The organism is Phyllobacterium sp. MT110 (genome assembly GCF_058792715.1).
Map to the genome: position 1 here is coordinate 609468 of NZ_JBXAFE010000002.1, position 15129 is coordinate 624596.

Genomic DNA, 15129 nt, shown 5'->3' on the forward strand with positions numbered 1-15129 from the left:
TCTAGAAGAAGTCCGATACGAGCCGGCTCCACGATTCACCGGCCAGTCCGCCGATATACATGTCGTTGCGGTCGATGGCGTTGAGGACGCTGGCATGACGGGTGCTGACGCAGGTATGGGCGCGATGTTTGTAATACATTGCCCTTTGCCGGGATAATGCGTCGAGTTGCCGGGGCTGCACATGGCCGCGGGCCGCCACAAGCCCGGCCTGTTCCAGATGATACATCATCCGGTTGATCACGAGCGCATCCTTGCCCTTCTGGGAAAATATGTTCATCACCTGGGCAATCATTCCGGGGCGTCCGAAATAGACAAAGCAGCCGATCAGCTCGGCATTCTGATCCCAGACCGAGCGGATGTTGAGATCTCCGAGGCTTGCATTCAGTCTGGCGACATCCAGAATCCAGTTCAGCTCCGGCCCCGACCAGACAGGACGGACCGGATAGTCGGAGAGGAAGTCCTGGACGGTTGCTACGAACAGCTCCGGCGCCATGTCCTCGTCATGCATTCCCGCGCCCGGCTCGACATGCAGCCCCGGTATCATCCGTCTGATGATATGGTCGACCGGTCGTGCAATCGGCAGCCGGGCGGCATGGCGGCCAAGGGTTGACCGGCTGGCCGCCGACCGGGCAAAAAAACCGGCCGGCTGGAAAACCCGGCACCAGTCCAGCCCGTGGACCGGCAACAGGGCGGCGCGTGCCGCCTTGAATGCCCCGGCGCTGGCGGGGGAGGCGCTGTCGGTGAAACAAAGATCCTGATTGCGCGGCCGCATGGTCAGCGCGAGTTCGGCCGCGCCATGGCAGGGCATGTCGGGGTCCGTCATGAAAGCGCAGAGAAGACGCGCCGTTATGATCCCGCCGTCGACCATGTATTGCATTGGTACGGCCGAAACGACGCTGCTGATGTGCCCTGCCGATGTCTCGTGAACGATGCTGCCATATTGCTGCTGGTAGATCGGGCTGCCGAAAAACAGCTGTTGGAAATAATCGTTGAAGGCGTTGCTTGAATTGCTGGCCCGGTTGCGGAACGTTTTATAGAATAGGCGTCCGACCTGAGGAATATCGTCCACAGTCATCGGACGTATCTGTCTTCCCCGCTTCATCTCCATCCCCATGCAGACGTATATCCCGACTAAGAGTCTGCACTATCTCGATGTTCGAAGCATATAGTCAATGCAACCAGAGCGCGATTCTTCAATTCTGACGGCAAGATGTTCTACGTGGTAAACGATCTTTCCTGCGCAGCGACCCGGCTGTTGCGCGCCAGACGAAGCAGAACCAGCCATGCGGCGATCATGATGGCGATCTCGATGACATATATCGAGACGAATGTTCCGAGCGGCGGCGCGACCCAGGTGGCCCAGGCAATCAGTCCCGCGCCAACCGCATTGGCGGTGTTGAGAATTGCCGCCCGGGGACCGTGATATCCCGCCGCCCCAAGCGCATCGATTGCCACCGACCAGATGGCAAGAAAGACCACCGTTCCGCTCAAAATCCGGCAGAACGAGACCAATGATACATATTCGCGGCCGAAGAGAATGGGCAGGAACGGGGCAATGATGAAGATGGCAAGGGCCGAACCGATGCCGATCCCCAGGGCGGCCAGCAATATCTTCTTGGTCCGTCCGATCGCGTTGTGAATGCCATCGATGCTCAGGCGGGCAAGGCCCGGATAAACCAGCCGGTTCATGGCATCGATGGAGAGATAGCTGCTGTCAACGATACGGCGCACGACACCGTAGCTGCCGACGACCTCGGGATTGGCCATGATGCCGAGCATGAGAAGATCGACGTTCTGGCGGATGGCGCGGAAGATGAAGGGGGTTGCGAAGAGAATGCCGAGGCGGATTTCCTCGCGCACGATCCGGTATTGCGGCCGGCCGAGTTTGCGCAATGACCACATATAGACGATCAGAACCAGCACATGGGCTGTGAATTGCCATATGGCCCAGTCAACCAGGCTGGTCACGCCGAACACCAGACAGGCAAGCGCGGCGGCGGCCGTCCGGGCAAAGGCAAAGCCGACCACGGAGCGGTTGGCCGCGGGAAACTGCGAATGACCGATAAAGATCTGTTCGGTCAGCAGAATGATGCGGACCAGGATGATGTTGGTGATGAGGATCAGCAGGATCGCGATGACATTCTCGACGGGATCGGGCGAAAGCTTCATCCAGAAGGGCAGAATGGCGATGCCGAGCAGCACCAGCACGACGCCGCTTGTCAGGGTCAGGATGAGGTTGTGCCCCATCATGACGGGGTACATGGCATGGTCGCGGGCGACGCGCCGCACCAGGCATTCCGAGGCGCCGAGGCCGCACAGATGCACGGCGATGCTGGTCACCGCCGTTACGGAAACGAAGACGCCGAATTCGACGGCGCCAAAGGAGCGGGCAAGAATGGCGAATGTCACCAGCTGTGCCGCATTGGCGATCAGCAGGCTGCCGCTCGACGCCGCATAGGACATGATCATCGGCAGGAGTCGCGGCAGTCCGGCGATGATTTCCGCAGCGCTCAACTTCTTCATGTTCTACGACCTGGGCGGAGGGCTGGCATTTTCATCTTTATTGTTCAGCAGGCCAAAGGGAGATAGCCATTTATTAACCAAAATTTGCAATCTATCGTTTAGATATACATTACCGTTAAACCGTTACGGTTTGATTGATGCTTACAGAGTATTGTTGAATGTACAAACTGCGTGACGCGACGGGTAAACTGCAGCCGGCAGCTCCTATCAAGGGACCTGTCGTCGAGCCTCCTGTGCGTGACGAGCGGAAACCGGTCCCGGCCGCTGCCTTCTCCCTGCCGCACATCGATGTGAGTTCGCTGATTTCCTGGCTGCTTGCCCGCTGGTATTGGGTTTTGATGGGGGCCGTCGTTGGCGCTTTGATCGGCATCGGTTACGGGATGGGCGCGAAGCCGCGTTATACCGTCTATACGGACCTGCTCGTGCCGCCGGCCAATCTTCAGGTCCTGCCGAACGACATCTATGTGCAGAACCAGCAGGGCGACACGCAGCTGCTCGACGTTGAAAGCAAAATGCTGGTGCTGACCTCCGGCAATGTGTTGCGGCGCGTCGTCAGTGAGCTTGGCCTTGCCAGCGATCCGGAGTTTGTCGGCACGGATGGTCCGGGCTTCAGTCTCGGTTCATTGTTCGGCAGCAAGCCGGCGGTCGCCGACAAAACGCTGGCAGCCATGCGCAGCCTGTCCGAGAGAATAACCGCACGCCGCCAGGAACGCTCCTACATGGTGACCATCGCGGCCTGGGCCAACAATCCCGATACGGCGGTGCGCATTGCCAATGCATTGGCCAAGGCCTTCCAGGAGGAAGTCGCCCAGGCGGAGGCGGATGGGGCCGGACGCGCGGCCTCGGCCCTGACCGACCGGCTGGCCGAGTTGAAGCAGGGCGCTTCCGATGCGGAGGCCAAGGTGGCTGAATTCAAGCGCGATCATGGTCTCCAGACCAGCGCCGGGGAGCTGATCAGTTCGCAGTCCATGGCGCAGATCAACGTGAAGCTGGTGGATGCCAATGCCCGGCTGGTCGAAGCACAGTCGCGCTACAACGAGCTGACAGCCTCGACACCCAATCAGACGAGCCCGTCGGCGACATTGCAGTCGCCCACGCTCGCCAGCCTGCGCGCCCAATATGCGACGGTCAAGCAGACGGTGGATTCCATGTCGATCACCTACGGGCCGCGTTATCCCGGGCTGATCCGTGCCCGGTCGCAGCTCGGCGGCCTGGAACAGCAGATATCGCAGGAAACCGGGCGCATCCTGCGGGCGGCGCAGGTCGATCTGGACCAGGCGAAATCCGTGGTCGATGCGCTCAAGCAGCAGGCGGCGAGTGCGCGCTCCTCCGTTTCCATGGACAATGATGCACAGGTGCGGCTGAACGATCTGGAACGCGACATGGCGACGAAAATCGCCATCTACCAGACCTTCCTGACGCGCGCCGGTGAAACGACGGAGCGCCAGCAGCTCAACAGCACCAATATCCGGGTGATCTCGTCCGCCATACCGCCCCTGCGCCGCAGCTGGCCGCCGCGCACGGCGTTGCTTGCCGCCGGCGGAACATTTGCCGGATTGGGCCTGGGCGCCTGCCTTGCCATCGCCACCGGCCTGCTTGGGGTCATGCGCGCCGAGCGCAAGGCGAAGAACAGTTAAGCAGGATACGTTCTTTTATGGGAACAATCGAAACCAGAACTGCGCCCACGACCTCTGCAGCGGGTGGTGTCGGCGCATTGCTGTTCGTGGCGATTTTCCTGTTTTTCTGGATCACCACCACGCCCTATGTCGATCTGACGGGCGCGGCTTCGGTCGATCCGAGCGCTGGAAACTCCAACGTGGTCAATCAGCTTGTCACGCTGGTTCTCTCGGCAGGATTGATCGCCTTCGGGTTGAGCAGCCCCCTGCGCCGGACGATCATGCAGCCGCGCGGGCTGCTCGTCCTGCTGTTCGCCTGGTTCATTCTGGTCTCCGCACTGTCCGCGCATCCCGATATCGCCCTCAAACGCATCGTCCTTGCCATTCTGGTTTGCGTGAACGCCAGTGTCTTCCTGCTGCTGCCGCAGTCCGACCGGCATTTTGGCAAGCTGCTTGGCCTGGCGACGCTCATCATGCTGGGCTTTGCCTATTTTGGCGTCATCGCCCTTCCCACACGGGCCATTCACCAGGCATCGGAAATCCGCGAGCCGATGAATGCGGGTTTCTGGCGTGGTCAATTTCCCCACAAGAACGTCGCGGCCGCCGTCATGGTGATGGCGGTGTTCTTCGGACTGTTTGTCCATAGCGCAGGCCAGAGACTGGCAGGTATTGCCATCATTGTCCTCTCGGTGGTGTTTCTGCTGCACACCGGTGGCAAGACATCCACCGCCGCATTGCCGGGTGTTCTCATCCTTGCCTGGATATTCGAGCGCTGGAAGCGGACGCGGGCGCTGATCGGCATTGCCGGGATTGCACTGTTCAACATTCTTGCCGTGGGATCGGCGGTGTTCGAACCGATACGATCCCTCATCACCGCTGCCGGCATCGATGCCACCTTTACCAACCGGACGGACATCTGGCGTTTCGCCTTTTCCGCCATCGCCCAGAAGCCCTTTACCGGTTATGGATTCCAGTCATTCTGGCAAACCGAGGAGCTGGTCTACAGCGGCGGCAATGTCGAGACGTGGGCCGTTGCCGCCTATAACGGCCACAACGGCTATCTCGACACGCTTTTGACAACCGGGATACCAGGCCTGGTTCTCACGCTTATATGGTTGCTTTTTCTGCCGCTGCGCGACATAGGCAGGGCGGATAAAGCCGCCAACAATCCTGCCCTCACACGGCTTTTTGTTCGCGTCTGGCTGTACGGGATCTATACAGCCTGCGTGGAAAGCATGTTCTTCCAGAGCGGCAGCCCGTTATGGTTCGCATTCCTGTTCGCCGTGTTCGGCCTGCGCCTGCAAGCAAATGCCAGCATTGTCAGCCCAACACCTTCACAAGGTAGATTGACGGTCGCCCATGCCTGACATTCTGAAAAAACTGGACTATTGGTCGGACCGTATCACCGACAGGCTGATGCGCCGGATGCCCGGACCGCGCCTGCACATACCCGTATCGCGCCCGGTCGTGTCCTTCACCTTCGATGACGTGCCCGATACGGCGCTGACCAACGGTGCACGCATACTCGAGGACCATGGCGTCCGCGGCACGTTCTACATCGCCGGGTCGCTGGAAGGACAGATTGAACCCGGGCGCACGCTGATTTCCCGCGAGGGATGCCGGGCCCTGGCGCAGCAGGGTCATGAGATCGGCTGCCATACCTTCTCCCACACGAAGGTGTCTCATATGGGCAACCGGCGGCTTGCCGCGGATCTGCAGCGGAACAAGGCCTATCTCGACAGTGTTGCGCCGCAGGAGCGCCGCCGCAATTTCGCTTATCCCTACAATGCCGGTTCGTTCTGGGGGCGCGGCATTTTCGGCAGCCGTTTCGAAACCTGCCGCGCCGGCGGCGAGCGCATCAATCGCGGCGCCGTCAATCCGGCCTTTCTCTGGGGCGTGGAAATCCGGCAGCCGGAAAGCCATGCGCGCGGCCTGACCCATTGGATCGATCATTTGATCGCGGAGCCTGGCTGGCTCATCTTTTTCACCCACGATATCGCGCCGCAGCCGACGGATTTCGGGTGCACGGCGGAGACGTTCGAACGCCTCGTCGCCCATACGCTGGCGCTGGGATGCACGGTCCTGCCGGTGCGGGATGCGCTGGAACAATTCGGCGCGGGGAGGCATCCGTCGTGAACGTCTCCACCCCGTCGAAGCGCCTGCTCGCGATCAACAATTATTTCTATCGGCGCGGCGGCGCCGAAGCGATATTCCTCGAGCACATGCAGCTCTTTGCCGAGATCGGCTGGGAGGTCATTCCCTTTGCCATGCAGCATCCGGACAATGATGCCTCTGCCTGGTCGGAGCATTTTGTCTCCGAAATCGAATACGGGCGGGAAAGCAGCCTTTTGACCAAAGTTGCCCAGGCCGGCAAGATCATCTACTCCTTCGAAGCGCAGCGCAGCATCGAAGCGCTGATCGAACAGGCCCGGCCCGATATCGCCCACGCGCACAATGTCTATCATCATCTCTCGCCCTCGATCTTTGCCACGCTGAAAAAGGCAGGCATTCCGACCGTGATGACCGTGCATGACCTGAAGCTGGCCTGTCCCGCCTACAAGATGCTGGTTGACGGCCATGTCTGCGAGGAGTGCCGCGGCGGCCGGATCTACAATGTCGTGCGGCACCGCTGCATCAAGGGCTCGCTTGTCCTCAGCGGCCTGGTGTTCCTGGAGACCATCGTGCATCGCGGGCTGGGGCTTTACCGGAACAAGGTCGACAGGTTCGTGGTGCCGAGCCGGTTCTACCGCGAGAAGCTGATCGAATGGGGTTGGCCGGCGGAACAGCTGGTCTACATCCCGAATTTTGTCGATACGCAGGAATTCGCCACCGGCTGGAACGAAGGCGACTATTTCGTCTTTGCCGGACGTCTCGCGCCGGAGAAGGGGCTGGTTACCCTGATCCGCGCCGCGGCGCTGGCAAGGCAGCGGCTGGTGATTGCCGGAACCGGCCCGGACGAGGCCATGCTCAAGGCCCTCGTTGCGGAGCTGGGTGCGGATGTCACGTTCGCCGGATATGTCTCGGGCGGCAATCTGCGCCGCCTGATCGGCGAAGCCAGGGCATTGGTGTTGCCCTCCGAATGGTATGAAAACGCGCCCGTCAGCATATTGGAAGCCTATGCGCTCGGCCGGCCGGTCATTGGCGCGGCCATCGGCGGCATTCCGGAAATGATCCGCGAGGGCGAAACGGGCATGACCGCCATTGCCGGCGATGCGGATGACCTGGCACGTGCCATCGGCGCCATGGCGGACCTCACCGCCGCCGCCCGTTCGCGCATGGGCATGAATGGCCGCGAGTGGATCGCCCGCGACTTCTCGGCGGCCGCCTATCGCGACCGCATGGTCGATCTCTACGCCACGCTTGGAGTATCCTGATGGCTGACGGACGCGGTGTAGCAAAGCAACCCACGGTGATGATGCTCGGCCTGCGCGGCATCCCCGAGGTGCAGGGCGGCGTGGAAAAACATGTCGAGGAACTCAGCCGGCATTTTGTCGACAAGGGCTGGGATGTCACGGTTCTCGGCCGCAGGCGGTACCTGCTGACACCCGATCCCTATACGTGGAAGCGGGTGAAGGTGCATCCGCTTTGGTCGCCCGGTTCGGTGAAATTCGAGGCGATCGCCCATACGGCGCTCGGCGTGCTGTTTGCCGCCTATCATCGTCCGGATATCCTGCACATCCATGCCATCGGCCCGGCGCTGATGACGCCGCTGGCCCGCCTCCTCGGCCTGAAGGTTATCGTTACCCATCACGGCTATGATTACGACCGGCAGAAATGGGGCGGCCTTGCCAAGCTCATGCTGAAACTGGGCGAGAAGGCCGGCATGCGCTTTGCGCGCGCGCGCATTGCCGTGTCCAACGACATCGCGCGGACAATGGAAAGCCGTTACGGCGTGCCGGTGCACTATGTGCCGAACGGCATGACGGTCCGCCGGAGCCAGACGGATACGGGCATTCTCGGGAAACTCGGGCTCACGTCGCGGCGCTACATCATGCTGGTTGCACGCATCGTGCCGGAAAAACGCCAGCACGATCTGATCGCAGCCTTTGCCAAACTGGCCGATCCCACGGTCAAGCTGGTTCTGGTGGGATCGGCCGAATACATGGCGCATTATTCGCAGGACGTTGAAAAGCTTGCCGCCGATGTTCCTGGCGTGGTTCTCGCCGGCATGCAGACGGGCGACGATCTTTCCATCCTCTACGAGAATGCGGGCCTGTTCGTGCTGCCTTCGAGCCACGAAGGCATGCCGATTGCCTTGCTCGAGGCGATGGGCGCCGGGCTGCCGGTGCTTGCCAGCGACATCACGGCCAACCTTGCAATCGGCCTGCCAGCGCAGGACTATTTCCCGCTTGGCGACATTGAGCAATTGGCCGCGGCCATGCGGTCAAAGCTCGCCGTGCCGTTCGATTCCCGCAAAGCTGCGGAACAGGGCGCTCTTGTGGCAGAACAATATGGCTGGCTGAACATCGCGGACCAGACGCTTGATGTTTACAACACGGTTTTGAAGCGCAAGATGCCGAAAGCCTAAGGCTGGACTCGAAATGATCAGGTCATTTTTATGAAGTTTTCCGCATTATTGCGCTTCTATTTTTATCGCAAATCTATATTCAACAATGCTCAGTGGTTCCAATACGGGTGATATGGTGAATTATACTAAAGCCGTTTCCAATTATTTTATGCCTGCAGTTAAACATCGTTATTTCTTGGTACTTTTCATCGCTGCGATAACTATTGCGTTACGAAGGCCCGATCAAATCTCATTTCCTGAAGTATGGAACGAAGATGGTCTATTTATTATACCGCAGGTGATTGAGCGTGGATTCATGGCTATATTTGAGCCAGTTAATGGTTATTTAATTCTTCCCTCCAGACTTATCACATACATCGCACTGTTCATTTCATTCGAACATTACCCCGTAATTTCTACTATCATCGGTATCGCTGCCCAAGCTGCATGTGTTGCGGCAGTTGCGGCGTCCCCCACATATCTGCGAGGCCGGATACTCTGCGCTGTCATGATGGTAATTCTTCCAATGAACGCCGAGGTCTATGCACTGCCTCAATACACATTCTGGTGGACAACGTGCTTGCTGTTTCTAGCACTCATATGGCGCCCGGGCGAAGCTCTGATACTGCGCTACACATTTATCCTGATTGGCTCGCTGTCCTCACCGACATGCATAATACTCCTTCCTTTGTTCGCACTCAGAGCCGTCTTAACCAAACGGTGGCGCGAAGACGGACTATCCTTTTTGCTTGTTGCCGTGGGCGTTGTTATTCAATTGTATTACGTGATGATCGGGGACCCTGCCAAAACCGAGAACATCGAACTAGCCGACATTATACCAGCAATTTCAGTGTTCTTTGGTGGTATGAGTTTTGTTGCCTCGACTTGGATGGAATTGTCAGTAGCTCTAGGAACGGCGGCCTTGCTGCTTTTTGGTGTATTGGCAGTTCAATCTGATACGCGGTTCGCTTATGTCCTGCTTGGGCTAGCTCTTGGCGCGACGATAGGCAGTTCGTTGCTGCGGGTGCCGATAGAGATGATATCCCCTGTCGGTAATGGTCCGCGATATTTCTTTTTTCCACTTGTTCTCATGTCCTGGATGCTGGTCTGGCTGATATTCAGCGCGAGTTCAATTGTCCGGGGCGTGGCCGTCATAGTGGTATTGGGGTGGATACCAGTAACCATTCACAATTTTCAGCGTGGTCAGGATCGTCTTGAGGCTTGGAGTGAAGCAGTGAGCAGGTGTCTCGTTGAAGGGGCTATCATGCCTGTTCACCACGATGGAAACACGGCAAGTCACCATCAGATCCCCTATTCTTTGGAATTATGCCAGCAGGCAGAAGCGAACGACATTTGGTGATGTTGTCCGCTAACGGCATCAGGAATTACAGTATTACAGACAGACGCACTCTTTCGTCGTAAGTGCTTTGGTATGTTGCAGTTGATCGGCGGATTATTCATCTCGGCCAATGAACGTCTTGGAAACGCTCAAACACAAGTGTGGGGAACGTGTTACTGCCTAAATTGTAGATTTGTGGTGATGTTGAATTCGTCCGTTGCGGCCATGATGGGCCTCTTGCGGATGGCGAACTGGCCGATGGGCAGGCCGGGTGTATTGTGCATGCGCAGACTTTGGAGATGGCGAAGTGCTCCATCATGCCCTCCTTGACCGCCTTCCTTCGCCGGCTGGCAGATCACCGCGAAGGAACCCTTGAAGTTGCGTGTTTCGGCCAGATACTGCGCCGCCCCGAGCAGCATGGTCGTCATGGCCGCAGGCATATGGTCAAAGCTCGCCGTGCCGTTCGATTCCGGCAAAGCGACGGAACAGGGCGCTCTTGTGGCAGAACAATATGGCTGGCTGAACATCGCGGACCAGACGCTCGGCGTTTACGGCACGGTTTTGAAGCGCAAGATGCCGAAAGCCTAAGGCTGGAATGACTTTGGCTAAGCTTAGTTGGATGCAGTCGACCACTGCAAGGGGCTTGCCACCGGTTCTTTTCGGTGTCAGGTCAACCGCTTGTTCTCTGTTCACATTGAAAATTGAAAAGCAGTTAGAGCAACTTGAGCCCCGACGGCACTTACCGCAATCCTTGGCCAACGTCGTGCTAAGAACACCACAAAGCCGGCAACAATGGCGATCTCCGGGAAATAACTGCCCTGATGCACTATCGCTCCCAACGGATCATATAGTACGGCCCACCAAATTATGAAGTTAAGAGCGATTACTAGACAAAGGGGCCGTAAGCTATTGTCCAGCAACCCGAGCGGGATAAGCATGAAGGCAAGTCCTAGCAAACCACCAGCAATGACGACGCCATAAAACTGCTGAGAGCGAACCGTGGCAAGCTTGGCAGAGGCTTGTCCATCTTGCTCAATAAAAAGAGATTGGGCAGCGCTAAGTGTGCCTGCGTAGCTATCCTTCAACCCCATGAACGATCGCCAGAAGGCTTGTTCGCGCCCGTGCACCCATCCAGTCAAGGTTACGTCGGCATATGCATCCTTTAACGCTGTTGACAACGGCCGGTTGTCAACACCTTCAATGCCGACGCCGGCGAAGTGCCATTTTACCAGCCGATCCCCAGGGGGATCTACAAATTGCTGATAGGCCAACCATGGCGAATAAAGCACCACAACACACAGAACCGCCGAGGCAATATATTTAAGATTGCCAAGTCTTCGCATCAACAGAGCCGCGATGAACATTCCTAGGAGTGTGAAGATTGCTGACCCGTGCGAGAGCAATGCCATCGCGCATGACGTTCCGACTACTGTGCCGTCGATAACAGTCGTGCGTTTTCCATAAAAGTGCAGGGCAACCGCCACGGCGACAAATCCGGCTGCTAGAAGCTTTGGCCATACAAATACGCCATTGACAATTGCGATCGGGGTAAAGGTTACAGCGATCATTGCTAAAGCCGCCGCAGCTCTTGTCGAATTCATTGCTCGCGCCAGACACCACACGCCAATCAGCACAAACATTTGCACTGCAATAGCCAGTGCTTGATATCCGAGCCCCTTGTTTCCAACAATTGAAACCACCGGACTCAGTAAATACATCCCTGTTTGCAATGGCGGTCTGTCACTTGACAACCAGTCGCCGTAAAAAGGTGATGGCACATGGCCCTTCAGAATTGCATCTGCGAACACCATAGGTATTTCGTTATCGCCGGGTAATTCGTGGGTGAAAATTTTTGCCGCCACTCGCATAGGAGAGGCGCCTGAATGATCGGCCCCATGAACAATGAGGAAAAGGCCGGTTGAAACGATAGCTGCTATTGCGAATGGCAGTACCAGACTGATCCGTTCACTGCCGTGTAATAATGCGGTAGTCGCCCAGAATAGAAGGCAAAGCGAAACGCCTACTCGAAATATCGCTTGATATTGAGGTATGCTCCATGACAGCCAGAATATAAGAAGAGATGCCACGGCGAAGACACAGATAGCCCCAGCAATCGCCTCTATCTCTCCCACCCAACGTCGTAAATTGGATGCGATGCCCCATAACGTAAAATATACGAAACCGATCTGGAGGAATACTATTCCCGTGACTATCAATATCCGCATTGTTGCGACTGTTCCATTTCACATTATCTTTGCCGTAGGTACCATGCGTGTGCGGTTCCTTAAAGCATGCGGGTAAGTTTTTTCGGCTTTTGAACACCCGCAACATCATGTGAGCCACCCCAGCGTCACAACGGCCATGTAGTCCGACTGGAAAAATGTTGAAAAACCTCGTTTTTTAGCTGATTTGCGCGTTGCGCATCGCCAGCCAAAGAACGGCTCGGGAACCCCCGAATAGGAACGCGTGAGGAACACTGGAACGTGAGACTACTTAAGTCATTGATTTTATGGTGATCCCGACTGGATTCGAACCAGTGGCCTACAGATTAGGAATCTGTCGCTCTATCCTACTGAGCTACGGGACCATGCGGCCAGACATACTGTTTTTCCGCCGCGACGCCAAGTCTGAAGATGCGCGAAATGCACGCATCTTCAGCGGCCACGTCTCAAAATGTCAGGATGCGGCGGGAAGGGCGCTTTCGGCCAGCTGCACCCAGTAGCTGATGCCGTGCGGAATGACATCGTCATTGAAATCATAGGCCGGATTGTGCAGCGAGGCGCTCTCGCCATTGCCGATGAACATGAAGGCGCCGGGGCGCGCTTCCAGCATATAGGAGAAATCTTCCCCGGCCATCATCGGGGCGACCTCCAGATCGACCGCTTTGCTGCCGGCGACGCTCTGCGCCGTGCGCGCGGCAAATTCCGTCTCCTGGTCGTGATTGAAGGTGACGGGGTAGTTGCGGTCGTAGTCCACCCTGGCGACAGCGCCGAGAGCCGTCGCCACGCCCTCGGCCACTTCGCGCAGGCGCTTCTCGGCAAAGTCGCGCATTTCGGAGCGCAAGGTGCGCACCGTGCCGGCGAGCTCCGCCTTCTGCGGGATGATATTGTGTGCATCGCCCGCATGGAATTTTGTCACGGATAGAACGACCGAATCCAGCGGATCGGTGCCGCGTGAAACGATGGTCTGCAGCGCGTTGACGAGCTGGGCGCCGATCACCACCGGATCGATCGTGCGGTGCGGCTGGGCCGCATGGCCGCCGCGGCCCTCAATGGTGATGTTGAATTCGTCCGTTGCCGCCATGATCGGCCCCTTGCGGATGGCGAACTGGCCGACGGGCAGGCCGGGCGTATTGTGCATGCCGTAGACTTCGGAGATGGCGAAGCGCTCCATCATGCCCTCCTTGACCATCTCGCGGCCGCCGCCGCCGCCTTCCTCCGCCGGCTGGAAGATCACCGCGACCGAGCCCTTGAAGTTGCGGGTTTCGGCGAGATACTGCGCCGCTCCGAGCAGCATGGCCGTATGGCCGTCATGGCCGCAGGCATGCATCTTGCCGGGGTTTTTCGATGCGTAGGGCTTGCCGGTGATTTCATTGAGGGGGAGCGCATCCATGTCGGAGCGCAGGCCAACCGTCTGCCCTTCGCCGTGGCGTCCGTGAATGATGCCGACGACGCCGGTCCGGCCGATGCCGGTGGCAACCTCATCGACGCCGAAGCTCCGCAGCTTGTCCGCGACAAATTTCGCGGTCTCGTGGACATCGAACATCAGTTCCGGATTCTCATGCAGATGGCGGCGCCACCGGGAGACTTCTTCCTGCATTTCGATGGCGCGATTAAGCAAGGGCATGGTGTTGAAACTCCAAACGTGCGGACTACATCTGACAATTCAGTGAACAGTTCAAAGGTGTTTTGCCTTTTGCCTGCCACATAGGATAGATAAGGCCATTGCGACCCGGCGGGAAGCCCGGCAATGAAATCACAAGGCCATTTCCCTGGTTCTTTATACAGACAGGCTGGATATCTGGAATGCGGAAAACTGTAGCACTCTTTCTCTCGGGCTGCGTGGTGTCAACCACCGCGGGCCTGGCAACAGCGGCACTTGCGGGCCCGAACATCACCGTCGATGTCGGCACCGGCGAGGTTTTGTCGCAGGAAGATGCGTTCCAGCGCTGGTATCCGGCGTCCCTCACCAAGCTGGTGACCGCCTATGTGGCCTTCCGCATGATCGAATCGGGGCAGATCACCCTGGACACGCCGATCAAGATGACGGCACGTGCGGCAAAGGAGCCGCCGAGCAAAATGGGCTACAAGCCCGGCGCGCAGCTCACGCTGGATAACGCGCTGAAGATTCTCATGGTCAAATCGGCCAATGACGTGGCGATGGCTGTCGGCGAGACCCTCGGCGGCTCATCGGAAAAATTCGCCGTGCTGATGAATGCCGAAGCCAAGCGTCTGGGCATGTACGGCTCGCATTTCGTCAATCCCAACGGCCTGCATTCGGACGATCATTATACGACCGCGCGCGACCTGGCGATCCTGACGGTGCAGATGCGGCGCGAATTCCCGCAATACATGCACTATTTCGATATTGAGGCGATTGATTCCGGCAACAAGATCCAGGCCAATTTCAATGCGCTGATCGGCCGGTTCCAGGGCGCGAACGGCATGAAGACTGGTTTTGTCTGCCCGTCCGGTTTCAATCTGGTCGGCTCGGCCACCCGTGATGGCCGCAACATCATCACCGTGGTTCTGGGTGAGTTGAAACAGCAGGGGCGCGCGACGAAGGCGGCCGAGCTGCTGGCAAAGGGGTTTGAGACCCGCGGAACCGGCAAGACGCTGGAGGCCCTGCAGCCCTACGGCCCGGCCACGCGCGATGTCGCCGTCAACATGCGCCCGACCGTCTGTTCCAAGGAGGCCGCCGCCTCCGACAGCTGGGATGGCAAGGACGTCGAAGGGCATATCATCGAGGGTTCGCCCTACATGTACCGGATGGATCATGAACCGCAGGCGGAACTCGTTGCCTTGCTTCCCTCCAAGACCAATGCGAAGGGCAAGGACATGAGCCGCATCCCGATCCCGGTTCCGCGGCCCGACCGTGCATCGATCACCGATGCGGCCAACACGGCAAAAACAGTGAATTAACGC

12 protein-coding genes, 1 tRNA gene and 1 pseudogene are annotated in these 15129 nt (G+C 58.2%); 8 read left to right on the plus strand and 6 right to left on the minus strand.

Annotated features, from left to right (window positions below; translation table 11 throughout):
- Window position 1: 1 nt before the first annotated feature.
- Both AC1Q5O_RS14585 and AC1Q5O_RS14590 read right to left on the minus strand, forming a co-directional pair.
- Entirely contained in the window at window positions 2–1075 is a 1074-nt protein-coding gene (locus AC1Q5O_RS14585; RefSeq protein ID WP_492563813.1) for a GNAT family N-acetyltransferase, read from the minus strand.
- A gap of 140 nt (window positions 1076–1215) precedes the next feature.
- Window positions 1216–2523: a lipopolysaccharide biosynthesis protein gene (locus tag AC1Q5O_RS14590; protein ID WP_492563814.1), complete on the minus strand. Its 1308-nt coding sequence runs from the start codon at window positions 2521–2523 to the stop codon at window positions 1216–1218.
- A 158-nt stretch (window positions 2524–2681) separates the two neighbouring features.
- Here AC1Q5O_RS14590 and AC1Q5O_RS14595 point away from each other — a divergent pair, with 158 nt between their 5' ends.
- The 6 genes from AC1Q5O_RS14595 to AC1Q5O_RS14620 all read left to right on the plus strand — a co-directional run bounded on the left by AC1Q5O_RS14595 (window position 2682) and on the right by AC1Q5O_RS14620 (window position 10006).
- Window positions 2682–4160, plus strand: a complete 1479-nt coding sequence (locus AC1Q5O_RS14595; protein ID WP_492563816.1) for a GumC family protein — start codon at window positions 2682–2684, stop codon at window positions 4158–4160.
- A gap of 17 nt (window positions 4161–4177) precedes the next feature.
- The gene (locus AC1Q5O_RS14600; protein WP_492563818.1) at window positions 4178–5506 is read left to right on the plus strand and encodes an O-antigen ligase family protein; all 1329 of its coding nucleotides are present in this window, start codon (window positions 4178–4180) and stop codon (window positions 5504–5506) included.
- On the plus strand, window positions 5499–6275 hold the full coding sequence (locus AC1Q5O_RS14605; RefSeq protein ID WP_492563820.1) for a polysaccharide deacetylase family protein: 777 nt from the start codon (window positions 5499–5501) through the stop codon (window positions 6273–6275). Before AC1Q5O_RS14600 ends, AC1Q5O_RS14605 begins: the two co-directional genes overlap by 8 nt.
- Window positions 6272–7513 carry a glycosyltransferase family 4 protein gene (locus AC1Q5O_RS14610; protein WP_492563822.1) on the plus strand — a complete coding sequence of 414 codons (1242 nt, stop codon included), beginning with the start codon at window positions 6272–6274 and terminating at the stop codon, window positions 7511–7513. Before AC1Q5O_RS14605 ends, AC1Q5O_RS14610 begins: the two co-directional genes overlap by 4 nt.
- The gene (locus AC1Q5O_RS14615) at window positions 7513–8667 is read left to right on the plus strand and encodes a glycosyltransferase family 4 protein (RefSeq protein ID WP_492563824.1); all 1155 of its coding nucleotides are present in this window, start codon (window positions 7513–7515) and stop codon (window positions 8665–8667) included. Before AC1Q5O_RS14610 ends, AC1Q5O_RS14615 begins: the two co-directional genes overlap by 1 nt.
- Before the next feature lie 115 nt (window positions 8668–8782).
- Window positions 8783–10006 carry a hypothetical protein gene (locus AC1Q5O_RS14620; protein ID WP_472462370.1) on the plus strand — a complete coding sequence of 408 codons (1224 nt, stop codon included), beginning with the start codon at window positions 8783–8785 and terminating at the stop codon, window positions 10004–10006.
- Between the two features lie 179 nt (window positions 10007–10185).
- Here the strand turns inward: AC1Q5O_RS14620 and AC1Q5O_RS14625 are convergent.
- Window positions 10186–10410: pseudogene (locus AC1Q5O_RS14625) on the minus strand (amidohydrolase); the annotation flags it as partial.
- Between the two features lies 1 nt (window position 10411).
- Here AC1Q5O_RS14625 and AC1Q5O_RS14630 point away from each other — a divergent pair.
- Window positions 10412–10573 (plus strand): hypothetical protein, encoded by a 162-nt coding sequence (locus AC1Q5O_RS14630; protein ID WP_492563827.1) that lies wholly within the window; start codon window positions 10412–10414, stop codon window positions 10571–10573.
- Between the two features lie 101 nt (window positions 10574–10674).
- On the opposite strand, the gene AC1Q5O_RS14635 is transcribed toward AC1Q5O_RS14630, so the two are convergent.
- The 3 genes from AC1Q5O_RS14635 to AC1Q5O_RS14645 form a co-directional block, all read right to left on the minus strand.
- Window positions 10675–12210 (minus strand): hypothetical protein, encoded by a 1536-nt coding sequence (locus AC1Q5O_RS14635; RefSeq protein ID WP_492563829.1) that lies wholly within the window; start codon window positions 12208–12210, stop codon window positions 10675–10677.
- Window positions 12211–12495: 285 nt separating this feature from the next.
- Window positions 12496–12572 (minus strand) — tRNA-Arg (locus tag AC1Q5O_RS14640).
- An 89-nt stretch (window positions 12573–12661) separates the two neighbouring features.
- Entirely contained in the window at window positions 12662–13831 is a 1170-nt protein-coding gene (locus AC1Q5O_RS14645; RefSeq protein WP_492563831.1) for a M20 aminoacylase family protein, read from the minus strand.
- Window positions 13832–14010: 179 nt separating this feature from the next.
- On the opposite strand from AC1Q5O_RS14645, the gene AC1Q5O_RS14650 reads away from it, so the two are divergent.
- On the plus strand, window positions 14011–15126 hold the full coding sequence (locus tag AC1Q5O_RS14650; protein WP_492563833.1) for a D-alanyl-D-alanine carboxypeptidase family protein: 1116 nt from the start codon (window positions 14011–14013) through the stop codon (window positions 15124–15126).
- The last annotated feature ends 3 nt before the right edge of the window (window positions 15127–15129 follow it).